At 57.4% G+C, this 21469-nt stretch carries 26 protein-coding genes; 15 read left to right on the top strand and 11 right to left on the bottom strand.

Translation table 11 applies throughout. The features are described 5' to 3' along the window. Positions 1 to 10 precede the first annotated feature (10 nt). Positions 11 to 331 carry a thioredoxin gene (gene trxA / locus ACR0NW_RS18780; protein ID WP_170655334.1) on the top strand — a complete coding sequence of 107 codons (321 nt, stop codon included), beginning with the start codon at positions 11 to 13 and terminating at the stop codon, positions 329 to 331. Between the two features lie 85 nt (positions 332 to 416). Here trxA and ACR0NW_RS18775 read toward each other — a convergent pair whose 3' ends face one another. Further along, positions 417 to 773, bottom strand: a complete 357-nt coding sequence (locus ACR0NW_RS18775; protein ID WP_480453087.1) for a hypothetical protein — start codon at positions 771 to 773, stop codon at positions 417 to 419. A 191-nt stretch (positions 774 to 964) separates the two neighbouring features. Between ACR0NW_RS18775 and ACR0NW_RS18770 the strand changes: the two genes are divergently transcribed. Further along, the gene (locus ACR0NW_RS18770) at positions 965 to 1315 is read left to right on the top strand and encodes a Lin0512 family protein (RefSeq protein WP_170655338.1); all 351 of its coding nucleotides are present in this window, start codon (positions 965 to 967) and stop codon (positions 1313 to 1315) included. Then, entirely contained in the window at positions 1312 to 1674 is a 363-nt protein-coding gene (locus ACR0NW_RS18765) for a Lin0512 family protein (RefSeq protein ID WP_480453089.1), read from the top strand. The genes ACR0NW_RS18770 and ACR0NW_RS18765 overlap by 4 nt, the downstream gene beginning before the upstream one ends. A 60-nt stretch (positions 1675 to 1734) precedes the next feature. Here the strand turns inward: ACR0NW_RS18765 and ACR0NW_RS18760 are convergent, their stop codons facing one another. Continuing rightward, entirely contained in the window at positions 1735 to 1929 is a 195-nt protein-coding gene (locus ACR0NW_RS18760; RefSeq protein WP_480453090.1) for a DUF1127 domain-containing protein, read from the bottom strand. 198 nt (positions 1930 to 2127) lie between these two features. On the opposite strand from ACR0NW_RS18760, the gene hslV reads away from it, so the two are divergent. Next, positions 2128 to 2679, top strand: a complete 552-nt coding sequence (gene hslV / locus ACR0NW_RS18755) for an ATP-dependent protease subunit HslV (RefSeq protein WP_480453091.1) — start codon at positions 2128 to 2130, stop codon at positions 2677 to 2679. Positions 2680 to 2686: 7 nt separating this feature from the next. On the opposite strand, the gene ACR0NW_RS18750 is transcribed toward hslV, so the two are convergent. After that, on the bottom strand, positions 2687 to 3928 hold the full coding sequence (locus tag ACR0NW_RS18750) for an MFS transporter (protein ID WP_170655346.1): 1242 nt from the start codon (positions 3926 to 3928) through the stop codon (positions 2687 to 2689). Positions 3929 to 4057: 129 nt separating this feature from the next. Further along, complete coding sequence (locus ACR0NW_RS18745; RefSeq protein WP_170655348.1) at positions 4058 to 4456, bottom strand: DM13 domain-containing protein; 399 nt, start codon at positions 4454 to 4456, stop codon at positions 4058 to 4060. A 199-nt stretch (positions 4457 to 4655) separates the two neighbouring features. Here ACR0NW_RS18745 and hslU point away from each other — a divergent pair, with 199 nt between their 5' ends. From hslU to ACR0NW_RS18730, 3 genes are all read left to right on the top strand, one after another. Beyond that, positions 4656 to 5963: an ATP-dependent protease ATPase subunit HslU gene (hslU, locus tag ACR0NW_RS18740; protein WP_480453092.1), complete on the top strand. Its 1308-nt coding sequence runs from the start codon at positions 4656 to 4658 to the stop codon at positions 5961 to 5963. 103 nt (positions 5964 to 6066) lie between these two features. Then, positions 6067 to 7173, top strand: a complete 1107-nt coding sequence (locus tag ACR0NW_RS18735) for an alpha/beta hydrolase (RefSeq protein WP_480453094.1) — start codon at positions 6067 to 6069, stop codon at positions 7171 to 7173. Between the two features lie 2 nt (positions 7174 to 7175). Beyond that, on the top strand, positions 7176 to 8390 hold the full coding sequence (locus tag ACR0NW_RS18730) for an MFS transporter (RefSeq protein ID WP_480791895.1): 1215 nt from the start codon (positions 7176 to 7178) through the stop codon (positions 8388 to 8390). Here the strand turns inward: ACR0NW_RS18730 and ACR0NW_RS18725 are convergent. Genes ACR0NW_RS18725 through ACR0NW_RS18715 form a run of 3 tightly spaced genes read right to left on the bottom strand, consistent with a single transcriptional unit; the run spans position 8387 to position 10670 of the window. Then, positions 8387 to 8974 (bottom strand): Smr/MutS family protein, encoded by a 588-nt coding sequence (locus ACR0NW_RS18725; RefSeq protein ID WP_480453096.1) that lies wholly within the window; start codon positions 8972 to 8974, stop codon positions 8387 to 8389. The genes ACR0NW_RS18730 and ACR0NW_RS18725 overlap by 4 nt on opposite strands. Continuing rightward, entirely contained in the window at positions 8974 to 10014 is a 1041-nt protein-coding gene (mltA, locus tag ACR0NW_RS18720) for a murein transglycosylase A (protein ID WP_480453097.1), read from the bottom strand. The genes ACR0NW_RS18725 and mltA overlap by 1 nt, the downstream gene beginning before the upstream one ends. Beyond that, complete coding sequence (locus tag ACR0NW_RS18715; RefSeq protein WP_480453099.1) at positions 10011 to 10670, bottom strand: Tim44/TimA family putative adaptor protein; 660 nt, start codon at positions 10668 to 10670, stop codon at positions 10011 to 10013. The genes mltA and ACR0NW_RS18715 overlap by 4 nt, the downstream gene beginning before the upstream one ends. A 108-nt stretch (positions 10671 to 10778) precedes the next feature. Here ACR0NW_RS18715 and ACR0NW_RS18710 point away from each other — a divergent pair, with 108 nt between their 5' ends. Both ACR0NW_RS18710 and secB read left to right on the top strand, forming a co-directional pair. After that, positions 10779 to 11279, top strand: a complete 501-nt coding sequence (locus ACR0NW_RS18710) for an FxsA family protein (protein WP_480453101.1) — start codon at positions 10779 to 10781, stop codon at positions 11277 to 11279. A gap of 54 nt (positions 11280 to 11333) precedes the next feature. Then, the gene (gene secB / locus ACR0NW_RS18705; protein WP_170655362.1) at positions 11334 to 11834 is read left to right on the top strand and encodes a protein-export chaperone SecB; all 501 of its coding nucleotides are present in this window, start codon (positions 11334 to 11336) and stop codon (positions 11832 to 11834) included. 25 nt (positions 11835 to 11859) lie between these two features. Here the strand turns inward: secB and dnaQ are convergent, their stop codons facing one another. From dnaQ to ACR0NW_RS18685, 4 genes are read right to left on the bottom strand one after another with little or no spacing between them, the layout of a single operon-like run. Next, complete coding sequence (gene dnaQ, locus ACR0NW_RS18700) at positions 11860 to 12585, bottom strand: DNA polymerase III subunit epsilon (RefSeq protein ID WP_480453102.1); 726 nt, start codon at positions 12583 to 12585, stop codon at positions 11860 to 11862. Beyond that, entirely contained in the window at positions 12578 to 13171 is a 594-nt protein-coding gene (gene coaE / locus ACR0NW_RS18695) for a dephospho-CoA kinase (protein WP_480453104.1), read from the bottom strand. Before coaE ends, dnaQ begins: the two co-directional genes overlap by 8 nt. Further along, a complete protein-coding gene (locus ACR0NW_RS18690) occupies positions 13168 to 14001 on the bottom strand; it encodes a shikimate dehydrogenase (RefSeq protein WP_480453106.1) in 834 nt (277 codons plus the stop codon). The genes coaE and ACR0NW_RS18690 overlap by 4 nt, the downstream gene beginning before the upstream one ends. Beyond that, positions 13998 to 14597 (bottom strand): Maf family protein, encoded by a 600-nt coding sequence (locus ACR0NW_RS18685; protein ID WP_480453108.1) that lies wholly within the window; start codon positions 14595 to 14597, stop codon positions 13998 to 14000. The genes ACR0NW_RS18690 and ACR0NW_RS18685 overlap by 4 nt, the downstream gene beginning before the upstream one ends. Before the next feature lie 406 nt (positions 14598 to 15003). On the opposite strand from ACR0NW_RS18685, the gene hemJ reads away from it, so the two are divergent. The 6 genes from hemJ to ACR0NW_RS18655 all read left to right on the top strand — a co-directional run bounded on the left by hemJ (position 15004) and on the right by ACR0NW_RS18655 (position 21463). Next, complete coding sequence (gene hemJ / locus ACR0NW_RS18680) at positions 15004 to 15453, top strand: protoporphyrinogen oxidase HemJ (protein ID WP_170655372.1); 450 nt, start codon at positions 15004 to 15006, stop codon at positions 15451 to 15453. A gap of 124 nt (positions 15454 to 15577) precedes the next feature. Then, positions 15578 to 16849: a transcription termination factor Rho gene (gene rho, locus ACR0NW_RS18675; RefSeq protein ID WP_170655374.1), complete on the top strand. Its 1272-nt coding sequence runs from the start codon at positions 15578 to 15580 to the stop codon at positions 16847 to 16849. Between the two features lie 30 nt (positions 16850 to 16879). Further along, complete coding sequence (mnmE, locus tag ACR0NW_RS18670) at positions 16880 to 18166, top strand: tRNA uridine-5-carboxymethylaminomethyl(34) synthesis GTPase MnmE (protein WP_480453109.1); 1287 nt, start codon at positions 16880 to 16882, stop codon at positions 18164 to 18166. Positions 18167 to 18178: 12 nt separating this feature from the next. Then, a complete protein-coding gene (gene mnmG / locus ACR0NW_RS18665) occupies positions 18179 to 20047 on the top strand; it encodes a tRNA uridine-5-carboxymethylaminomethyl(34) synthesis enzyme MnmG (RefSeq protein WP_480453111.1) in 1869 nt (622 codons plus the stop codon). Then, entirely contained in the window at positions 20044 to 20667 is a 624-nt protein-coding gene (gene rsmG / locus ACR0NW_RS18660; RefSeq protein ID WP_480453112.1) for a 16S rRNA (guanine(527)-N(7))-methyltransferase RsmG, read from the top strand. The genes mnmG and rsmG overlap by 4 nt, the downstream gene beginning before the upstream one ends. Further along, on the top strand, positions 20660 to 21463 hold the full coding sequence (locus ACR0NW_RS18655) for an AAA family ATPase (protein WP_170655382.1): 804 nt from the start codon (positions 20660 to 20662) through the stop codon (positions 21461 to 21463). The genes rsmG and ACR0NW_RS18655 overlap by 8 nt, the downstream gene beginning before the upstream one ends. Positions 21464 to 21469: the final 6 nt, after the last annotated feature.

Raw genomic sequence — 21469 nt, 5'->3', positions numbered from 1 at the left:
GAGACAGAATATGTCCACCGTAGCCGTCACTGACGAAACCTTTGACGCAGAAGTCAAGAACTCGGACGTTCCCGTTGTCGTGGACTTCTGGGCCGAATGGTGCGGACCGTGCAAGCAGATTGGCCCGGCTCTGGAAGAACTGGCTGCCGAGTATGGCGGCAAGGTGAAGATCGCCAAGGTTGACGTTGACAGCAACCCGAACGCTGCCGCTGCCATGGGCGTGCGTGGCATTCCGGCGCTGTTCATCTTCAAGGACGGTCAGGTCATTTCGAACCGGGCAGGCGCAGCACCCAAGGCGGCGCTGCAAAGCTGGATCGACGAGTCGATCTAAGCAGTCCCAACGAAGAATTCAAAAGGCGCCTGCTTCAAGGCGCCTTTTTTTGTTCGCAAGAATGCCCCTGGAACAGGGCCGTGGCTCAATCCATTGCCCAGCTTACCGAAATCCCGCTGCCCTCTTTGTGTGTGAAAGTGACTATGTTTCCTTCAACGGTAACTGTCTGGCAGTCATGTGGCAGCGTTTCTCCGTCAATTACGATATCACGGCAGTAATACCTTCTCTTCCATTCCCATGTGCCGGTGATGTCACCTTGATCAGGTCCTTTGCCTTCGACCGTCCCGTTCCTGAGAATCCTTACCCAACTGTTATCCAGAACAAGCTTTTTGTCGGACACCAGTTCGATAAACTCTTGTTTTACCTTAATTTCCTCAGCCATTGCCAATGTTGAAACTGAGCTTAGCAATAAGAAGGCAGGCATAAGTCGTAGAAATTTCATCACTCGAATCCTTTCCTTTATTGAACTGAACAATAAACGTTTAGAAAATTTGGCTAAACGACTTCTCTGGCGCTACTAAATCCCTTGACCGGCTAACGGGTCAGGTGGCCGGATGTACCCGGCCATTCTGGTCCTTTCTATTTGCGCAAAGTCGTGCAGGTCTGGCCATGGAATTATGAAAAGGAGGCCACATGCCCAAAACACGCGTACTTGTGGAATTCGGAATGGGCACGTCGCTCAGGCGGGAAGATTATACCGAGGCCGCGCTGCGGGCGGTCAGGGATGCGCTGTGGCGCAACTCGGTCAACATGGCCGAGCTGTTCGGCTTTCCCAAGGAAGCGATGATCATTGATGCCGAGATCGGAGTGCAGCAGCCCGACAAGGTGGATGCCGAGGCGCTGAAAGCCGTGTTTCCATATGGCCAGCCGTCGATCACTGTCACGCAGGGCGGGTTGGACATCGATAAACCACAAGGCCAGGGCCGGACCGTCATTGCCAATGCGGCCATTGCCGTTTCGTTTGACATGGAGCGCACCGCATGACCGACAAACGCATCATTCTGGAAATGGGCACCGGCAATGACCTGTATGGTCAGGATTATACTAAAGCCGCCCGCCGGGCGGTTCAGGACGCACTGCACCATTCGTCGATCACCCTGTTTTCAAACCTAGGTATCGATCACAGTGAAATGCGGGTCGAAGTGACCATTGCCGTGCAGCAGCCTGACAAGGTGGATTGCGCGCTGGTTGCTGCCGATCTGCCGCGCGGGCAGGCGAAGGTGCGGGCCGTCAAGGGCGGACTGGATGTCGAGGATGCCGACACGGGCACACGTCACGTTGTGGCAACGGCGGCGATCGAGGCATTTTTGCCGGATCTTTCCGGTCAATACAGGCAGAGCTGACAAAAAAGGCCGCTCATTCACATGAGCGGCCTGTCTTAATTTGGTGATCCGTTGTCAGGATCAGATTTTTTCGATGTCGCTACGGCTCAGGCCGATATCGGAAAGCTGGGCGTTGCTCAGCTTCGACAGAATTTTACGGGTCACCCGGGCTTCGTTCCATTCGATGATGGCGTTTTTGGCCGAGATGAAAGCGTCCACTACATGGAGAACGGTAGCTGCTCCGAGCGGCGCATGGATGTTTGCGGTAGTTGCCATTTTGCGCGTTCCTTTTAACTCAAACAGCCGACCCCTCGTCGGTTGTAAGGCTCATGTAAGCGCATTCACTGAGTCCCACAATTGCCGGTTCGACAGCCCCGGAATGCAATTTATGCATATCTTTGAGGCGGTTTGAGAACCGGTTGCGTCACACGCGCAGTCAGCCCATATAGTTCTGCGAACCCAACGGAGGCTTTCATGGCAGATAACGATTTTCCCGGTTGGCACGGCACGACCATCATCGGCGTCAAGAAGGGCGGCAAGGTTGTCATTGCCGGGGACGGTCAGGTCAGCCTTGGGCAGACCGTGATCAAGGGAGCCGCACGCAAGGTGCGCCGCCTGTCGCCGGGCGGGTTCGAGGTTGTGGCAGGCTTTGCCGGATCGACCGCGGATGCCTTTACTCTGCTGGAGCGGCTTGAGGCCAAGCTGGAGGCGACACCGGGTCAGCTGACGCGGGCCTCGGTAGAACTGGCCAAGGACTGGCGCACCGACAAGTACCTGCAAAAGCTAGAGGCGATGCTGATCGTGACCGACGGCACCGAGCTGTTAGTGATCACCGGGGCAGGGGATGTGCTGGAGCCCGAGCATGATGTGGCCGCCATCGGATCGGGTGGTAACTTCGCGCTGGCCGCCGCGCGGGCCATGATGGACAGCGACAAAACCGCAGAAGAGGTTGCGCGCGAGGCAATGGCGATTGCCGCTGATATCTGCGTGTATACCAACGGCAACCTGACAGTTGAAACCATCTAGAGACGGATTAGGCCAACAGCGCGGCGATCTCCTTGCCGCGCCATCTGCGATACATCCCGATGATGCCGATGATGGCCGAAGCGATCACGATGTAATACGGCACGCGGATGTCGATGCTCATCAACCCACCCCCAATCAGTGACATGATGCCGCCCGCAAGGCAGAACACGGCGGTCGTGACGCCCATGACCCAGCCCTGATCCCCCTCGCTGACGCTGGAGGAAAACAGGCCCAGCATTGTCGGATAGGCAACCCCGAACAGGAAATAGAATAAGAACACCGGGATATAGCTGAGCACACCGCTGGGGCTGAAGGCAAAGGCAAAGCCGCAGATCACCATGGTCACAAGTGAAGTGTGAATGATGGCGTGCTTGCTGAACCGTTCCTGCGCAGGTTTCACCAGAAACGTACTTGAAAAGGCCAGCGCAAAACCGATAGTCACCATCGCCATGCTGCCGCCCACGACGCCGTAACCGAAAGCGCTGGTCAGGAAGTTATCAACGAAGACGTAAAACGTGACGTTGGCGATCATGAAAAAGGTATAGACCGGCAGGATTTTCAGCACCATCGGATGGCCGCGTACTGCGATCAGGCTGTCGGTGATGTCACGCGGGCGAAATACGAACGGCACCCTTTCGGTCCGGGTATTCTTGAAAAAGAACAGCACCAGCAAAATCGCAATGAAGACAAGAATGAAGGCGCCGTAGAAAGGTGTTTTGAGTGTTGCGGCGCTGCCCAGCAGGGTTTTGTCCGACAGAACCGCGCCGATGATCGGGCCGCCGACAAGGCCAAAGCTGACACCTGTCACGATATAACCCATGTTGCGGTCTCGATCCGCCGCATCTGTGCTGCCATCGATCATGGCGGCCTGCGCTATGGGCTGGTTTCCCGCGGTAAACCCGGTGATGCACCGTCCAAGGATCAGCAGGGCCAGACTGTTGAGATATAGCGACACGATCGTGATGGCATATCCGGCCAATGCTCCACCCAGACAGATCAGCAGAGCGTTCTTGCGTCCAATCGAATCCGAAACCTTGGAAACGTAAACAACGCCCAGAAACCACGACAGGAAAAACGATCCGATGACGAGGCCATAGTAGAAATGGCGGCTGCCCATCGGCGTCGATTTGGGGAGAAACCCGGAATCCGTTTCCATGATCAGCGAGTTGATGATCGGAAAGACCAATCCCTGTCCGATCAGGTCGACAAAAACAACAAAAAGTAATGTGATCCGGGTAATGGTTGTCATGCAAAATTCCCCCAATGGCGGGAGTTTAGCAGAATTTCCGTTTTTTCCCACCGGATCGGAAGGGCTGGGTTCGGAATGCAAGTGGGGCCGGCGGATCCGGCCCCTTGTACACCGCGTTTTGCGCCTGATTTAGTTCAGCGTCGCTACGCCCAATGGCACACCAGCGACTTCGCACCAGATGTAAACCTCGTTGTATTTCGACGTGTCCAGCGTTGGCGGCACCGCGTAAGACTGGCTGCCGGTCAGATTCAGCAGAGCGCCCAGTTTGGTGTCGGGATCGTATGTTCCGTCCTTGCCCAGCGCCACGCGCGGATCCGGGCCGCCATCCAGTGAGAAGTTATCGCCGAGTTCGACGATATAGCGGTCACCATTTTTGACCAGCTTGACGGAGCCGCTGGTGACATGGTTCGAACGGCCTTCGAAGCTGCCTTTTTTGTAGCCACCGGCCAATGCGGTGGTGGCGCTGGCAAGGGTCAGGGCCGCGCCCGAAGCAGCAGCGGTAAGAAACAGGGAACGGCGAGTCAGCATTTCGGTTGGTCTCCATTGAATAGATGCAGGCGACATGCCTGATGCCGTTCTTTATGTCGGAGGATGAGGTGAGTAAGCCACTCACAACACAACGAGAAAGCGTGCGTGTTTCGTGTGCCCGCGTGATCTTTTCGTGATCGGCTTGTGTTTTTGCGCCCCATGATTAGGTTCCGTGGCGGAACAACTGGATAGAAAACACATGACCGACCTGACCCCGCGCGAGATCGTCTCGGAACTGGACCGTTTCATCATTGGCCAGAAGGATGCCAAACGCGCGGTTGCCGTGGCCCTGCGCAATCGCTGGCGGCGCAAGCAGCTGCCCGATGACATCCGCGAAGAGGTCTATCCCAAGAATATCCTGATGATCGGCCCCACCGGCGTCGGCAAGACCGAGATCAGCCGCCGTCTGGCCAAACTGGCGCGCGCGCCCTTCATCAAGGTCGAGGCGACCAAGTTCACCGAGGTTGGTTATGTCGGGCGCGACGTGGAACAGATTGTGCGCGATCTGGCGGATGCGGCGATCTTACAAACGCGTGAGTACATGCGTGAGGATGTGAAGGCGCGGGCGCACCAGGCCGCCGAGGATCGGGTCATTGCCGCCATCGCCGGTGAGGACGCCCGCGAAGGTACGCGCGAAATGTTCCGCAAAAAGCTGAAAGCGGGTGAGCTGGATGACACTGTGATCGAGCTGGAACTGTCGGACACATCGAATCCGATGCCGATGTTCGACATTCCCGGCCAGCCCGGCAGCCAGATGGGGATGATGAATCTGGGTGACATATTCGGCAAGGCCTTCGGGGGTCGGACGGTCAAGCGCAAGATGACCGTCGCGGACAGTTATGAAGCGCTGATCGGAGAAGAGGCCGACAAGCTGCTGGATGACGAAACTGTCGCCCGCACCGCGCTGGAAGCGGTCGAACAAAATGGTATCGTGTTTCTGGACGAAATCGACAAGGTTTGCGCCCGGACCGAGGCGCGTGGCGGCGATGTCAGCCGTGAAGGCGTGCAGCGCGATCTGCTGCCGCTGATCGAAGGCACCACGGTGTCCACGAAACACGGCCCGGTCAAGACCGACCATATCCTGTTCATCGCCAGTGGCGCGTTCCACATCGCCAAGCCATCGGACCTGCTGCCCGAACTTCAGGGGCGTCTGCCCATCCGGGTCGAGCTGCGGGCACTGACCGAAGGGGATTTCGTGCGTATCCTGACCGAAACCGACAACGCGCTGACGCTGCAATACACCGCGCTGATGGGCACCGAAGAGGTCACGGTGGATTTCAGCGAGGATGGCATCGCAGCCCTTGCCCGGATCGCGGCCGAAGTGAACCAGAGCGTCGAAAACATCGGTGCGCGGCGGCTTTATACGGTCATGGAGCGCGTGTTCGAGGAGCTGTCCTTTGTGGCGCCTGACAAGGCGGGCACACAGATCACGGTGGACGCGAAATTCGTGCACGACAACCTTGGCGAACTGACGAAATCGACCGACCTGAGCCGCTACGTCCTGTAGCGGCTGGCAGGCATTCGCGGATTAACCACCATATGCCCGAACCCACTGGACGCGTCCCCGTTTTTATATAACGTGACGCTGACTGAATTGGAGTTGGGCTCAGGTGCGGATTCTTCTTGGTTTTCTGGCCGTGTTCGCGATGGCCGCGTGTACGGATCGCAGTGTTTCGGTCACTGTGCCCAAAGCGCTGGAGGTTGGCACGCCGGAAACGGTGTTTGCCGCAACGACCCGCGCAAAGGAATCGGATGGAACATACGGGTTTGAGCGTGCCGATCGGCTTCGGTTTATGAAAATGACCGTATCCGTTCCGCCGACACACACGCCGGGCAACCTGAATTTTTCATACGGCAATCCTAATCCGAACAAGCAATTCGTGCTGGCCGGTGTGACCGAATACAATTCGGTGCAGGAATTCGGCCGACAACTGCGGAACAGAAAGGGCAGGCCCGCCCGCGAGGTGACGATCTTTGTGCACGGCTATAACGCCACTCAGACCGAGACGGCGTTTCGCGCGGCGCAGCTGTCGCATGATATCGGTATCCCCGGATCGATCCTGATCTACTCCTGGCCCAGCCGGGCCAAGGCAGGTGGCTATGCCTATGACATTGACAGTATGCTTTTTGCGCGCGACGGGCTGGAACAGACGATCCGCGACCTCAAGGCCCTGGGGGTGGAGCGTGTGGTCATTGTCGCCCATTCTATGGGATCGGCCCTGACGATGGAGATGATGCGCCAAGCCGAACTGCGCCAGCCGGGTTGGTCGGCGAAAAACATCGAAGGTGTGATCCTGATCTCACCCGATCTGGATGTGGATGTATTCAGATCACAGATGGACAGCATCAAGAACCCACCTCAGCCCTTCGTCGTGATGGTGTCCGAGAAGGACAAGATACTGAACATTTCAGCACGCATTCGCGGCACATCCAGAAGCGATCGGCTGGGCAGCATCGACTCGGTCGAAAAGGTGGCTGAATACCCGATCGACGTGGTGAACACGACAGCCTTCAGCAGCGATGCGGGGTCGTCGCATTTTGTGGCCGCGACCTCGCCTGCGATGTTGTCCATCCTCAATTCCGCAAGCAGGGTCAGCAACACATTCGGCCCCGAGGCGGGATTTGATCTGCTGGTTCCGCCGCATGTCCGGCACGACTCGGGCGCTACGGAAATCGTACTGACCGAAAGCGGGTCTGCGACTGTCGCATCCGAATGATGATGGCCGGGTTGCGCCGGTACCTTGCCGGGAACGCAACCTGGTTGAGCGCGGGAATTCTGCTGACATTTCTGTCCAGCTTCGGTCAGACCTTCCTTATCTCGGTCTTTGCCGGAGAAATCCGGGCCGAGTACGGGCTGAGCCATGGGGGATGGGGCGGCATCTATTCGCTGGGAACCACCGCGTCGGCGGTTGTCATGATCTGGGCAGGCGGTCTAACCGACATATTCCGGGTCCGGGTTCTGGGGCCGGCAGTTCTGGGCGGGCTGGGGCTGGCAGCGCTGGCAATGGCATTCAACACCTGGCTGTTGTTGCTGCCAGTGGTGATTTTCCTGCTGCGGTTTTTCGGACAAGGCATGAGTAACCATCTGGCGCTGGTGGCCATGGCGCGCTGGTTTACGGCGACGCGGGGCAGGGCGCTGGCCATCGCCACGCTTGGCTTTGCCGCCGGTGAGGCGCTGTTGCCGCTGTTGTTCGTTTCAGCGATGGCCGTGATCGACTGGCGTCTGCTATGGGTCGGGTCCGCCTGCGTCGCCTTTCTGGGAATCCCCGTGCTAATGCGGTTACTGCGCAGAGAGCGTACACCACAAAGCCTGTCCACCTCATACTCGGCAACCGGCATGGAAGGCCGTCACTGGACACGGCGTGAGGCGCTGTTGCATCCGCTGTTCTGGTTCATGACACCGGCCTTGCTGGGCCCGTCCGCCTTCATCACCGCGTTTTTCTTTCATCAGGTTCATCTGGCCGAGATAAAAGGCTGGCAGCATGTGGAACTGGTCGCGCTGTTTCCCGCCTTTACCGCAGTTGCAATGATTTCCATGTTCGCTTCGGGCTGGGCGCTGGACAAATGGGGCACGGCGCGGATGATGCCGTTTTCCCTGCTGCCAATGGCGATCGGGTTCGGCATTCTATCCACCATCCAGTCGATCGGCGGTGCACTGATGGCCATGTCTTTTCTTGCTGTGACCATGGGCGCAAACGGCACGCTGCCCAGCGCCTTTTGGGCCGAGTTCTACGGCACCCGGCACATCGGTGCGATCAAGGCAACCGCAGCGGCGGTCATGGTTCTGGGGTCGGCCATCGGGCCGGGCCTGACAGGCGTTCTGATCGATCAGGGGATCGGGCTGGAAACACAGTTCGCATGGATCGCCGTCTTTTTCCTGCTGGCCTGTCTGTCGGTGGGAGTCGGTATCGCCCGCGCTGTGCGCAGCCTTTAGCGGGTGCGGCGGAGATAGACGTAGTAGGCCCCATCACCGCCATGGCTGATATGCGCGGGCGTGACCTGCATCACCGCCTGCGTCAGCGGCGGCAGGGACAGCCATTGCGGCACCTGATTGCGCAGAACACCGCGGGGTGTGGGAATGGGGCCGGGTTCGTCCCGGTCCTTGCCCTTGCCGGTGATCACCAACACCAGCCGCTTGCCCGACGCCTGTGCCGACAGGATGAACCGGACCAGGGCCGGATGCGCGGTGTCCATCCGCATCCCGTGCAGATCAATCCGGCCTTCGGGTTTCAGCTTACCCCGCTTCATCCGGCCAAACGCCTTTTTGTCCATCTGAACCGGCGCAGCACGCAGGCTTTCGGTCAGGGTAGGTTTGAACCGATCCGCAGCCGCTTTGGGTTTGGCGGATTGTCCGACCTCGAATTCTTCGACACGGGATTTCGGCGTTTTCTTCGGCTTGGGTTTGGGCAGGCTCACCGGGTGAACCGATTGCGGGATTTCGGGGTGCAGACGCTCGGTCTGGCGCGAAACCTTACGCCACAACTCGATCTCTTCTGAGGTCAGCTTGCGGCGCGACATCAGAACTCATCCGGCAATAAGGCATAGGCACGCTGAATCGGCAGCAAAACCACCATCCGACCCGGATCTTTCAACCTGCCCGCCGCCTGACCCGCCGCATCGCCTGTACCGAAAAAGATATCGGCGCGCTGGGCGCCCTTGATGGCCGATCCGGTATCCTGCGCGACCATCAGGCGACGCATTGGGGCTTTGCCATCCTTTTCGACCCAGACCGGCGCACCCAGCGGGGTAAAAGCCGGATCGGCGGCAATCGTGCGCAGGGTTGTGACCGACCGGTTCATCGCACCCAGTGGCCCAAGTTCGGGCGCCACGCGCGTGACCTCGCGAAAGAACACATAGGACGGGTTGTGGAACAATAGCTCGGCCCCGGCCTCGGGGTTTTTGCGGACCCAGCTTCGGATCATCTGGGCGCTGACCTGATGAGCCCCCAACAAGCCACGCCGGACCAGCTCGGCCCCGATCGAACGGTAGGGATGACCGTTTGCGCCGCCATAGCCGACCCGCAGCATCTTGCCATCCGGTAAACGGATACGGCCCGAACCCTGTATCTGCAAAAAGAACAGCTCGACCGGATCGTCCACCCATGCGATTTCGAGACCGCGATTTTCCATCACACCGCTGCTCAGCAACTCGCGCCGGTCGAGCCACTGTGATGCATCGCGCGCCTCTGGCGGGATGCGATACAGCGGGTACCTGTATCTGTCAGAGCTGGTCTTGGATCCGTCCAGCTCCGGTTCGAAATAGCCGGTGAACAGGGCGTCATCGCCGTCTTCGACCAGAACAGGGCGAAAGAACAGCTCAAAGAACGACTTGGCGGCGTCACCGGAATAGGTTCGCGCCACTCCACACAGGGCACGCCAGTCCGGATCGTTCAGATCCCCGCAAGTGTTAAGAAAAGTGGAAAGGGCCGCCCCGTGGTCGTCAGCGGCCCAGCCATCCAGTTCGTCAAACGACAGGATCGTTCGCGTCACATCCGCTCCGGTCGCGCCTGCCGCAGTCATCGCACCCGCCAGAGCAAGCGACCGGAGGGCACCAATCATGCGTCCGTTGCAACAAGCAGCCAGTTCGGATCGTCGGTGCCCATAACACGGGCAAAGGTCCAGCTGTCCTTTTGGCGTTTCACGGTGTTCGGGTTGCCTTCGATGATATCGCCGCCGCGGTCACGTACGACCGAGGTCAGTTCGCCTACAAACCGCATGGTGATTTCGGCGCGGTTGGTATCCTTGTCGAACTGCGCATCAGCCAGCACCGTTTCGCGAACGCCGATGAACTCGGCCTCGATGGTCAGGCCCTGATCTTCGCGGGCGGCAACAACCGAGACGAAGGTGTCAAACACATCTTCCGCCAGGAAAGGTTGAATTTCATCCAGATTGCCGCGTTCGAACCCCATCACGATCATTTCATAGGCGCCGCGCGAACCCTGAACGAATTCGCTGACCGAAAAGGTCGGCTCCACCCGCTTCATTGCGGCCAGCGTCTGCGCCTGTTCGCTGTCTTCGGGCACATGATCTGTGATGTCGTGATCAGGGCCACCCTCGATCACCTCGAAATCCCGGCGCGACTTGTTGTTGTCGGGTTGCTGCGACAGGGGCGGCTTTTCAAACCCTTCGCGCGTACCCAACACGTTCTTCAGACGCAGGATCAGGAAAACTGCAATGCCGGCCAGCACGAGAAGCTGGATCAGGGGTGAATTCATTTCGTCCTCTTTTCAGAACCGAGACTTTGTATACATGGCCTCGTGGTACTATGTAGGTGACAGTCGGGGGCAAGTCCACAGCCCGCCGTGCATGAAAGGATAACCCGGATGTACCTTTTTCTGGCTTTTTTGCTGGTTCCGATCATCGAAATCGCCCTGTTCATACAGGTTGGCGGTCTGATCGGGCTGTGGCCAACCCTTGCCATCGTCGTTCTGACGGCCGTAATGGGCACGCTTCTGGTCCGGACACAAGGTCGCATGGCGCTTGGACAGTTGCAGCGTTCGTTTGCCGAACTGGACGACCCAACCGAGCCGTTGGCCCATGGAGCGATGATCCTGCTGTCGGGTGTTCTGCTGCTGACCCCGGGGTTTTTCACCGACGCCATCGGGTTTGCATTACTGATCCCCGCGGTCCGGGTGGGCGTGTTCCGGTACGTTCAGTCGAAAGTCACCGTTTCCCATTTCCAGATGGGGACCCAGGCCAATTTCAGACCCGGGCAGGATCCGTTTGGCCAGGGTGACACGATCGACGGCGAATTCACCGAAGTAAAGCCTAAAAGAGAATCGTCCGGACCCTCGAAATGGGTCGAAGGCCCGCACCGGCATTGAGGTGCCGCGCGCAAGTTGCTAAGCAGTGGCGAATTTCATTTTTGGAGTAGTTCCATGACCGAAGAAAGCGCCGCAGGAAACGCCGCGGCCGAACAGGCACCACAGGTTCAGATGCGTGTTCTGGGGCAGTTCATCCGCGACATGTCCTTTGAAAACGTAATGGCGCAGAAAGGCGTATCGGGCGATATACAGCCCGAGGTCGCCGTTCAGGTAAATCTGGACGCCAAGAAACGGCCAACCGAGCATCAGTATGAAGTTTCGATCAAGCTGAGCGTCAAATCCAAGGCCAAAGGCATGGAAGACGTACTGTTCCTGTTCGAGGTCGACTATTGCGGGCTGTTCCACGTCGAGGGTGTGCCCGAGGATCAAATGCATCCGTTCCTTCTGATCGAATGCCCGCGCATGCTGTTCCCGTTCCTGCGCCGCATCGTCAGCGACGTGACCCGCGATGGTGGGTATCCGCCGGTCAACCTGGACAACATCGACTTTGTTGCGCTGTACCGCAACGAACTGATGCGTCGTCAGGCCGAACAGGCGCAGAAATCCGAAGCCTGATCAGATGATCCGCGCCTGATATCGGTCAGGCGCGGTTCCACAGGGCGTTTTCGCCCAGTTTCCCGACAAAAGTTTCATGCGCCGTGCGCTCGTCCTCGGTGATCCGCGAGGGTAACGGAGTAGCGCGCGGGGTGGGGCGCCAGTCGCCAGCCCCGCCGGAACCCATCGAGGCTGCGGACGTAGCCAGCCCAAAGTCGGGCTGACGCCCGCCGATCAGTTCCAGATAAACCTCGGCCAGAATTTCCGAGTCGAGCAACGCGCCGTGCAAAACACGGTTCGAGTTATCGATGCCGAACCGGCGGCACAAAGCATCCAGCGATGCGGGCGAGCCCGGAAACCTCTTGCGCGCGATGGCCAGCGTATCGATAGCCTGATCCATCGGGATCAGGGGCACATTCATCCAGCCCAGTTCGGCGTTCAGGAATTTCATATCGAAAGACGCGTTGTGAATCACCAGCTTGGCGTCGCCAACGAAATCGCGGAACGCCTGCCCGACCTTTGCAAAGACCGGCTTGTCCCTGAGCGTGATCTGTCCCGATTCCGGCGGGCGCGGTGAGTCCAGCAGGTCGGGACCGATGCCGTGAACGCCAAACGCCTCTTCGGGCATCGACCGTTCGGGATTGATATAGACGTGATAGGTTTCGCCCGTGGCCACGTGGTTCCACAGCTCGACCGCGCCGATTTCGACGATCCGGTCGCCGCTTTCCGGGTCAAAGCCCGTGGTTTCTGTGTCGAGAACAATCTCACGCATGTGTCAGTCCTGCCCGTATCTGCCTGACAATATCCTGCACCTGCGCGCGCGCATGGTCCAGAGTGTCCGTAACGATCACGAAATCCGAGCGGGCGCATTTTTCATCGTTGGGCATCTGTTTGGCGCGGATCTGTTCGAACTGCTCTGCCGTCATGGTTCCGCGCGCCATCACGCGGTCTTTCTGAACCTCGGCCGGAACGGACACGCAAGCAACCGCGTCCATCGCGGCGTCACCGCCGGTTTCAAACAGCAGCGGAATGTCAAAAATCAGAATGTCGGCATCCGCATCCTGACGGAATTGCGCACGATCCATGGCCACCAGCGGATGAACAATGGCTTCGATACGTTTCAGGGTTTCGGGGTTTTCCGAGATGATCCGTTTCAACGCATCGCGGCTGACGGCACCGTCAACAATGGCTTGCGGAAAGACCGCGCGCATTGGTTCAACCGCCGCTCCGCCCCTTGAATAGAGTCTATGTACGGCTGCATCCGCATCCCACAGCGCGCAGCCTTCCTGGACGAACATCTGCGCCGTGGTGCTTTTACCCATGCCGATCGAGCCAGTCAGACCAAGCAGAAAACTCATGCCAGTGCCGCCGTGCGGGTTGCCTCATCCACCTCGGGGCGCTGACCGAACCAGCGCTCAAAACCAGGCACCGCCTGATGCAGCAACATGCCTAGACCGTCGACGGTGGTACATCCTGCCTTTTCCGCCTCATGCAGCAGGTGGGTTTGCAGGGGAGCATAGACCAGATCGGTTACAACCGTACCCGGCTGCAGACCGTCCAGAGGGACACGCAGTTCGGGCTGGCCGGTCATTCCAAGCGAGGTGGTGTTTACCACCAGCTCGGACCCTTCGATGACATTTCCCGCCTGAACCCAGTCAACTACGGTGATCCGTTGACCGAATTCCTCTTTCAGATGATCGGCCCGGCTGCGGGTGCGGTTGGTCAGCAGAATCTCGGGAACACCTGCGTCGGACAGGGCCGCAATAACCGCGCGGGCCGCACCGCCTGCGCCGAACACGACGGCAGGCCCGTCCTGCGGGTTCCAGTCGGGCGCTCCGGCGCGCAGGTTCTCCATGAAACCATAGCCATCCGTATTGTCCGCATGAATGGTTCCGTCCGGGCGGAAGGTCAGGGTGTTTGCCGCCCCGATCACCGATGCGCTGTCCGAGACATGATCGGCCAGACGCAGTGCGGCCTCTTTATGCGGAACGGTGACATTGGCACCCACGAAACCGGCCCTGGGCAATGCGCGCAACACCTGTTCCAGATCGGCGGGCGCAACGTCCATCGGAACATAATGCCCCGGCAGGTCATAAGTTCTGAGCCAGTGACCATGCAGCTTCGGCGATCTGGAATGCGCAATGGGATGCCCGATCACCCCGGCCAGTGGAATCCGCTTGTCGGTCATTGTTCGATCACCCCTCGCAACGCCAGAAAATTGAGAAGCTCCAGCAGGGGCATACCCAAAACGTTAAAATAGTCGCCGTCAATGGTGGCGAACAGGCGCACGCCTTCTTCCTCAAGCTTGTAGGCACCCACCGCGTGGCGGATGCTGTCCCAGTTTCGCGCCACATAAGATTTCAGATAAGCGTCCGAACTGGCGCGCATCCGTAACCGCACCTGCCCGACATGCCGCCACACCGGTTCGCCGTTTTGATAGATCACGGCCGCAGACAACAACATGTGCCGCTTGCCGCGCATCTTTTTCAACTGCGCCAGCGCCTCGTCGGGCGATTGGGGCTTCGACAGAAGCTGACCGTCAAAATCCAGAACCTGATCGCAGCCCAAAACCATTGCACCGGGGTTCTTGTCGCTGATCCTGCGCGCCTTCAGCTCGGCCAGCGCATCGGCAATATCGCGGGGCGGGGCGTCCTCGGCCAGAAGGGCCCGTTTCACCGTATCTTCGTCGACACGCGGAACCTGAACAGCAAATGGAACACCCGCATTTTCCAGCAGCTGCGCGCGGATTGCTGAGCCTGATGCAAGGATAAGGGGGACAGACATGTGGAAAACCCCGTGGGCAAATCGTTGAACGTTCCTGAACGGTTTGTATGGGTTTCCGGTTGACACGCAACCCCGCGAATTTCGCCCGAAACTTCCCTGAGTCGCCCGAAATCTTTCCAGCCGGGACAAGGATAAGTGGCCTGATCAGGATAACCGGGATATTCCGGAACCATCCTGTAGTTATCCCCAGATTGATACCCGTGCGTGTTCATGTAACTATTTGATATTATATCATTAATCAGATTTACCGGAGCCATTCCATCTGCCCCGGAACTTTCCTTTCCACCTGGGGAAAACTGAGGGGTAAAAAAGTAATCCACGGTTTTTGTTCACACTACAAAACCATCATCCTTTTTCTTTTCTTTCTTTTTTATTAGGGATGACCCGTCCAACGCCCGGAGCCGGAATGACCGATCTGCTTTACACACTGTACCCATGGGTGAAATCGTTTCACATCATGGCTGTCATTTCCTGGATGGCTGGCTTGTTCTACCTGCCCCGACTTTTCGTCTATCACGTCGAACAAGCACAGAAGGTGGACGGAGCATCAAAGATTTTCCTTGAGATGGAAGACAAACTGCTGCGTGTCATCATGCGTCCGGCGATGATCGTGACATGGGCCTGCGGGCTGATCATGGTCTTTACCCCCGGTGTTGTCGGCTGGGACTGGGCCTGGCCCTGGGCCAAGGGCGCAGCGGTGATCGGCATGACGTGGTTTCATCACTGGCTGCTGGCCCGGCGCAGGGATTTCGCAGAAGGGCGAAACACCCTGACAGGGCGTCAGTACCGCATGATGAACGAGGTTCCCACCGTTCTGATGGTGGTGATCGTGCTTGCCGTGGTTCTGAAATTCTGAAGCAGGTTTGACTCCGGACAGCAGTCAGCCTATGTAGGTCAAAACGCGCCCGTCCGGGTGGCGTCTCTTCCTGTTTGAAATCCAACTCTGAGCTGCAACTGATGTGGCCAAGGTCCGTATCATCATGACAACTGAATCCCTGAATCTTGCCGACCTCAAGGCAAAAAGCCCCAAAGACCTTCTGGCGATGGCCGAAGAGCTGGAGATCGAAAACGCCTCGACCATGCGCAAGGGCGAAATGATGTTCCAGATTCTGCGCGAACGTGCGGACGAAGGATGGGTCGTTGGCGGTGACGGGGTGCTGGAGGTCCTGCAGGATGGTTTCGGCTTTCTACGGTCGCCTGAGGCGAACTATCTGCCGGGCCCGGACGACATCTATGTGTCGCCTGACATGATCCGTCAGCATTCGCTGCGCACCGGGGATACGGTCGAAGGTGAAATCAAGGCGCCCGACGATAACGAGCGTTACTTTGCCCTGACTAAAGTCACCAAGATCAACTTTGAGAACCCCGAAAAGGCCAAACACAAGATCCTGTTCGACAACCTGACGCCGCTGTATCCCGACGAGCGGCTGAAGATGGAGATCGAGGATCCTACCATCAAGGACAAGTCGGCCCGTGTGATCGACCTGGTGGCACCCATCGGTAAGGGTCAGCGTTCGCTGATCGTCGCGCCGCCGCGGACCGGTAAGACGGTGATCCTGCAGAACATCGCGCATTCGATCGAACAGAACCATCCTGAGTGTTATCTGATCGTCCTGTTGATCGACGAACGCCCGGAAGAGGTGACCGACATGCAGCGCTCGGTGAAGGGTGAGGTTGTATCCTCGACCTTTGACGAACCGGCGACCCGTCACGTGGCTGTGTCCGAGATGGTCATCGAAAAAGCCAAGCGTTTGGTCGAGCATAAACGAGATGTTGTTATTCTTCTCGACTCTATCACAAGACTTGGTAGGGCATTTAACACCGTGGTGCCATCCTCGGGTAAAGTTCTAACCGGTGGTGTGGACGCGAATGCGCTGCAGCGGCCAAAGCGGTTCTTTGGTGCTGCCCGGAACATCGAAGAGGGCGGGTCGCTGACCATCATCGCCACTGCATTGATCGATACCGGCAGCCGCATGGACGAAGTGATCTTTGAAGAATTCAAAGGCACCGGTAACTCGGAAATTGTTCTGGATCGCAAGATCGCGGACAAGCGCGTCTTCCCGGCCATCGACATCCTCAAATCCGGCACACGGAAAGAGGATCTGTTGGTTGACAAGGGCGATCTGGCCAAGACCTTTGTCCTGCGCCGCATCCTGAACCCGATGGGAACAACCGATGCGATCGAGTTCCTGTTGTCGAAGTTGAAACAGACCAAGACAAACGGTGAGTTCTTCGATTCGATGAACACCTGACACAGGTCTTAAACGACGCGAGGCCTTCGAATGGACACGATATTCGCCTTGGCCAGCGCACAAGGCAAAGCCGGGGTGGCGGTCATTCGCCTCTCTGGACCTCAGGCAATTTCCGCAGCGGGTGCATTGACCGGTGACAGTCTTCCGGCGCGCGGGATGCGTGTGCGTAGTCTGTTTGCGTCCGATGGCGCGCGGCTGGATGACGGGCTGGTTCTGACCTTTCAGGCCCCGGCCAGCTTCACCGGTGAGGATGTTGCCGAGTTGCAGGTTCATGGCAGCACGGCCTCGATTAATGCAATTTTACGATGTTTGTCCGAAATAGAAGGCCTGCGTATGGCCGAACCCGGTGAGTTCACCAGGCGGGCACTGGAAAATGGTAAAATGGATTTGGCGCAAGTCGAAGGGCTGGCCGATCTAATCGACGCCGAAACCGAAGCGCAACGCCGGCAGGCCCAGACCATACTGGCCGGGGAGTTAGGTCAACTGGCCGAAGGATGGAGGCGTAAGCTGATCCGGGCTGCATCCTTGTTGGAGGCGGTAATCGACTTTGCCGATGAGGATGTGCCTACGGATGTAACCCCTGAAGTGCGCGACCTTGTGACCGACGTCATGGCGGAGCTGGAGCGGGAAGCAAAGGGTGTCACAATCGCCGAACGCATCCGGACCGGGTTCGAAGTGGCGATCGTCGGTCCGCCAAATGCGGGAAAATCCACCTTGCTGAATGCTCTGGCGGGGCGGGAAGCTGCCATAACCTCGGAATACGCCGGAACGACGCGGGATGTTATCGAAGTCAGAATGGATCTTGCCGGACTGCCGGTCACCCTGCTGGATACGGCTGGATTGCGGGACACCGATGATCATGTCGAGGGCTTGGGAATTGCCTTGGCGCGCAGGCGGGCTGAATCAGCTGATTTGAGGGTGTTCCTGACAGACTCTCCCGATGATCTGGGTATTCCGATGCAACCCGGTGATATTCATGTTCTGCCAAAATCCGATACCCGCGGAACTGGTGATGCCGGAATTTCGGGGAAGACAGGTCAGGGGATTGATAGGTTAATATCCCAGATATCGCGTGTTTTATCGGACAGAGCCACAAGTTCTGGTATTGCAACGCGGGAACGGCATCGTGTCGCTATGAACAAGGCGTTTTCTGCGCTTGGTGCTGCCTTGGAGGTTCTGGAATCGGGTGACGATTTGTATGATATCGCAGCCGAAGAGATGCGAACCGCCATTCGCGCCCTGGAATCACTGGTCGGCAGAATAGATGTTGAAAATCTACTGGACGAGATTTTCGCCAGTTTCTGCCTTGGTAAGTAAGGAGTGTTTCACGTGAAACATTCACAATTCGATGTTGTCGTTGTTGGTGCGGGCCATGCCGGAACCGAAGCTGCCCATGCGGCTGCACGCATGGGCGCGAACACGGCTTTGGTAACGCTGTCGGAAAATGATATCGGCGTCATGTCCTGCAATCCGGCAATTGGTGGGTTGGGAAAGGGGCACCTTGTTCGCGAGATCGACGCATTGGACGGTGTCATGGGATGTGTCGCGGATCAGGCGGGGATTCAGTTTCGTCTGCTGAACAAGCGAAAGGGCCCGGCCGTGCAGGGACCGCGGGCGCAGGCTGATCGCGCGTTGTATCGCGCGGCCATGAAGCGTGAAACGGCGGGACGGGAAAACCTGACGGTTGTTGAAGGCGAGGTTGTCGATTTCCTTATCGAAAACCATCGAATTACCGGAGTAGAACTGGCAGACGGTTCGATTGTCCCAACCAAAACGGTGATCCTGACTTCGGGGACGTTTCTACGGGGTGTTATCCATATCGGAGACGTTTCGCGACCTGGTGGGCGTATGGGTGATCGGCCATCCGTACGGCTGGCTGAGCGTCTGGATAGTTTTGATCTGCCTTTGGCCAGATTGAAAACAGGAACGCCCCCGCGTTTGGATGGGCGTACAATCGACTGGTCTGATCTGGAACGGCAAGATGGTGATGAGGATCCAACTTTATTCTCGTTTCTGTCCAATCAGGTAATTGCCCCCCAGATTGCCTGCGGTATCACGCATACAAATGCGCGTACCCATGAAATCATTGAAAAAAACCTGTCCCGTTCAGCAATGTATGGGGGGCACATCGACGGGGTTGGTCCGAGGTATTGCCCCTCCATCGAGGACAAGATCGTTCGCTTTGCGGATAAGGACTCGCATCAGATCTTTTTGGAGCCTGAAGGCGTTTCAGATCATACAATCTATCCAAACGGTATATCCACGTCTTTGCCCGAGGATATTCAAGAAGAATACGTACGTTCCATCAAAGGGCTGGAGAACGCCACGATTCTGCAACCGGGCTATGCTATCGAATATGACTACGTCGATCCGCGGGTCCTGACTGCCCAACTTTCCTTGCCCGAAGTGTCCGGCCTGTACCTGGCAGGGCAGATCAACGGTACAACTGGATACGAAGAGGCAGCCGCACAAGGTTTGGTTGCCGGGCTTAATGCCGCGTTGGAGGTGTTGGGTAGGGACCGCCTGAACTTCACCCGTTCAAACAGCTATATTGGGGTTATGATCGACGATCTTACTACCCGTGGTGTGGCAGAACCCTATCGGATGTTTACATCACGCGCAGAATTCAGGCTTTCGCTGAGGGCGGACAATGCCGATCAGCGGCTTACTCCGATGGGAATCGATGTTGGATGTGTGGGGGAAACTAGGCGGACAGCTTTTCAGAAGAAACTGGAGAAGTTGGAAACCGTGAGGTCGGCGTTGACCAGTCGAACTTATACACCACGTGAGGTTTTGTCAGCAGGGATTGAGGTCAATCAGGACGGAAACCGGCGAGACGGAATGGCCATACTGGCCTTCCCTCACGTGACTTTTGAACAGTTGCTGCCGTTGGTTGACGGATTGAGGGAGGTTGATGGCGACACCCGCCGTCAGATCGAAAAGGATGCTTTGTACGCCAACTATATTGCGCGTCAGCAGCGCGATGTAGAAGCGATGAAGCGCGATGAAGCGCATGAAATCCCAAGGGATTTTGACTATTTTGCTTTGGACGGGCTATCCGCTGAAATGAAGCAGAAGCTGTCAGAGGCGAAACCTGCCAATATTGCGCAAGCTAGTCGCGTAGAAGGTGTGACACCCGCCGCATTGACGTTGGTTTTGGCAAAGCTGCGCCGTAAACAGAAAGCCATGAAGGCATGAGTCCTGAACACGGGCAGATGCTTGCTGATCTTAATGTTTCACGTGAAACACAAGAGCGCCTGGCGGTATTCGTAGATCTTTTGCAGCGGTGGAACCCAAAGATCAATCTGGTTTCGAAGAACAGTCTGAAGGATGTATGGGCCCGGCATATTGTTGATTCCGTGCAGGTTTTTCGGTGCATCTCTCCCTCCAAAAACTGGATCGATCTGGGGAGTGGGGGTGGATTTCCCGGGATAATTTGCGCGATATTGGCGACGGAGGAAGCGCCGGGGATGGAATTTACGCTGGTGGAAAGCGATCAGCGTAAATCGGCGTTTTTACGCAATGCCGCGCGGGAATGCGGCGCGTCTTGCCGGGTGATTTCAAAAAGGATCGAGGCAGTTGAACCGTTGAGTGCGGATATTTTGTCAGCTCGGGCGCTGGCGGATCTGACAGTTTTGCTATCTTTTTGTCATCGGCATTTGGGGGCAGGCGGCACGGCGCTGTTTCCAAAAGGCGCCACGTGGAAAAAAGAACTGGCAGAGGCTCGCAAGGAATGGAAATTCGATGCTGAGCCGATTACAAGTTTGACTGAACCTCAGGCAGTTATCCTGAAAATAAATGGAGTCACACGTGGTTGATTTGTCTCGTCCTGTTGGGCCCCGGATCATAGCGGTTGCCAATCAAAAGGGCGGAGTTGGAAAAACCACGACAGCGATCAACCTGGCGGCGGGCCTTGCCGAGGCAAACTGCAGGGTTCTGGTGGTGGATCTGGACCCTCAGGGCAACGCATCGACCGGGTTGGGGGTCGAGGACCGGGATTGGACCACTTATGATCTGATTTTGGACGATGCACCGTTGGAGGCGGTTGTTCAGGAAACCGAGATTGGTGGTTTGTACATTGTTCCCGCGACCGTCGATCTGAGTTCTGCGGATATCGAGCTGATTTCAAACGAAAAACGCAGCTATCTTTTACATGATGCACTGCGACAGACCGCGATTGACGGGTATGAGTTCGATTATGTCCTGATCGATTGCCCTCCGTCGCTGAATTTACTGACTGTAAACGCAATGGTGGCTGCACATTCGGTACTTATTCCGCTTCAAAGTGAGTTCTTCGCGTTGGAGGGTTTGTCCCAGCTTATGTTGACTGTTCGCGAGGTTCGGCAGACTGCGAATCCGAACCTGAGAATCGAAGGTGTTGTGTTGACCATGTACGACAACCGCAACAACTTGTCCCGTCAGGTGGAAAAGGATGCGCGTGACAATCTGGGCGGGATGGTGTTTAAAACCAAGATACCAAGAAATGTCAGGGTCAGCGAAGCGCCGTCATTTGCGCTTCCGGTGTTGCAGTATGACTCGGGTTCGCTTGGGGCCATGGCCTATCGACATCTGGCGCGTGAGGTTATGCAAAAACACAACAGAATTGCTGCTTGAACGGCG

This window comes from Ruegeria sp. CF5 (assembly GCF_056537325.1).
The sequence above is the reverse complement of the archived record's forward strand: the minus strand, read 5'-3'. Positions and strand labels throughout refer to the sequence as shown.

Bases quoted from the DNA above. Each gene is read 5' to 3' on its own strand.
- ACR0NW_RS18730 (WP_480791895.1), top strand. From the start codon at position 7,176: ATGGCCGGGTTGCGCCGGTACCTTGCCGGGAACGCAACCTGGTTGAGC.
- dnaQ (WP_480453102.1), bottom strand. From the start codon at position 12,585: ATGCGTGAGATTGTTCTCGACACAGAAACCACGGGCTTTGACCCGGAA.
- ACR0NW_RS18765 (WP_480453089.1), top strand. From the start codon at position 1,312: ATGACCGACAAACGCATCATTCTGGAAATGGGCACCGGCAATGACCTG.
- ACR0NW_RS18760 (WP_480453090.1), bottom strand. From the start codon at position 1,929: ATGGCAACTACCGCAAACATCCATGCGCCGCTCGGAGCAGCTACCGTT.
- mnmE (WP_480453109.1), top strand. From the start codon at position 16,880: ATGGACACGATATTCGCCTTGGCCAGCGCACAAGGCAAAGCCGGGGTG.
- ACR0NW_RS18715 (WP_480453099.1), bottom strand. From the start codon at position 10,670: ATGAATTCACCCCTGATCCAGCTTCTCGTGCTGGCCGGCATTGCAGTT.
- ACR0NW_RS18745 (WP_170655348.1), bottom strand. From the start codon at position 4,456: ATGCTGACTCGCCGTTCCCTGTTTCTTACCGCTGCTGCTTCGGGCGCG.
- trxA (WP_170655334.1), top strand. From the start codon at position 11: ATGTCCACCGTAGCCGTCACTGACGAAACCTTTGACGCAGAAGTCAAG.
- ACR0NW_RS18710 (WP_480453101.1), top strand. From the start codon at position 10,779: ATGTACCTTTTTCTGGCTTTTTTGCTGGTTCCGATCATCGAAATCGCC.
- rsmG (WP_480453112.1), top strand. From the start codon at position 20,044: ATGAGTCCTGAACACGGGCAGATGCTTGCTGATCTTAATGTTTCACGT.
- mltA (WP_480453097.1), bottom strand. From the start codon at position 10,014: ATGATTGGTGCCCTCCGGTCGCTTGCTCTGGCGGGTGCGATGACTGCG.
- ACR0NW_RS18775 (WP_480453087.1), bottom strand. From the start codon at position 773: ATGAAATTTCTACGACTTATGCCTGCCTTCTTATTGCTAAGCTCAGTT.
- ACR0NW_RS18725 (WP_480453096.1), bottom strand. From the start codon at position 8,974: ATGTCGCGCCGCAAGCTGACCTCAGAAGAGATCGAGTTGTGGCGTAAG.
- ACR0NW_RS18685 (WP_480453108.1), bottom strand. From the start codon at position 14,597: ATGTCTGTCCCCCTTATCCTTGCATCAGGCTCAGCAATCCGCGCGCAG.
- coaE (WP_480453104.1), bottom strand. From the start codon at position 13,171: ATGAGTTTTCTGCTTGGTCTGACTGGCTCGATCGGCATGGGTAAAAGC.
- hslV (WP_480453091.1), top strand. From the start codon at position 2,128: ATGGCAGATAACGATTTTCCCGGTTGGCACGGCACGACCATCATCGGC.
- secB (WP_170655362.1), top strand. From the start codon at position 11,334: ATGACCGAAGAAAGCGCCGCAGGAAACGCCGCGGCCGAACAGGCACCA.
- hslU (WP_480453092.1), top strand. From the start codon at position 4,656: ATGACCGACCTGACCCCGCGCGAGATCGTCTCGGAACTGGACCGTTTC.
- hemJ (WP_170655372.1), top strand. From the start codon at position 15,004: ATGACCGATCTGCTTTACACACTGTACCCATGGGTGAAATCGTTTCAC.
- ACR0NW_RS18770 (WP_170655338.1), top strand. From the start codon at position 965: ATGCCCAAAACACGCGTACTTGTGGAATTCGGAATGGGCACGTCGCTC.
- ACR0NW_RS18690 (WP_480453106.1), bottom strand. From the start codon at position 14,001: ATGACCGACAAGCGGATTCCACTGGCCGGGGTGATCGGGCATCCCATT.
- ACR0NW_RS18750 (WP_170655346.1), bottom strand. From the start codon at position 3,928: ATGACAACCATTACCCGGATCACATTACTTTTTGTTGTTTTTGTCGAC.
- rho (WP_170655374.1), top strand. From the start codon at position 15,578: ATGACAACTGAATCCCTGAATCTTGCCGACCTCAAGGCAAAAAGCCCC.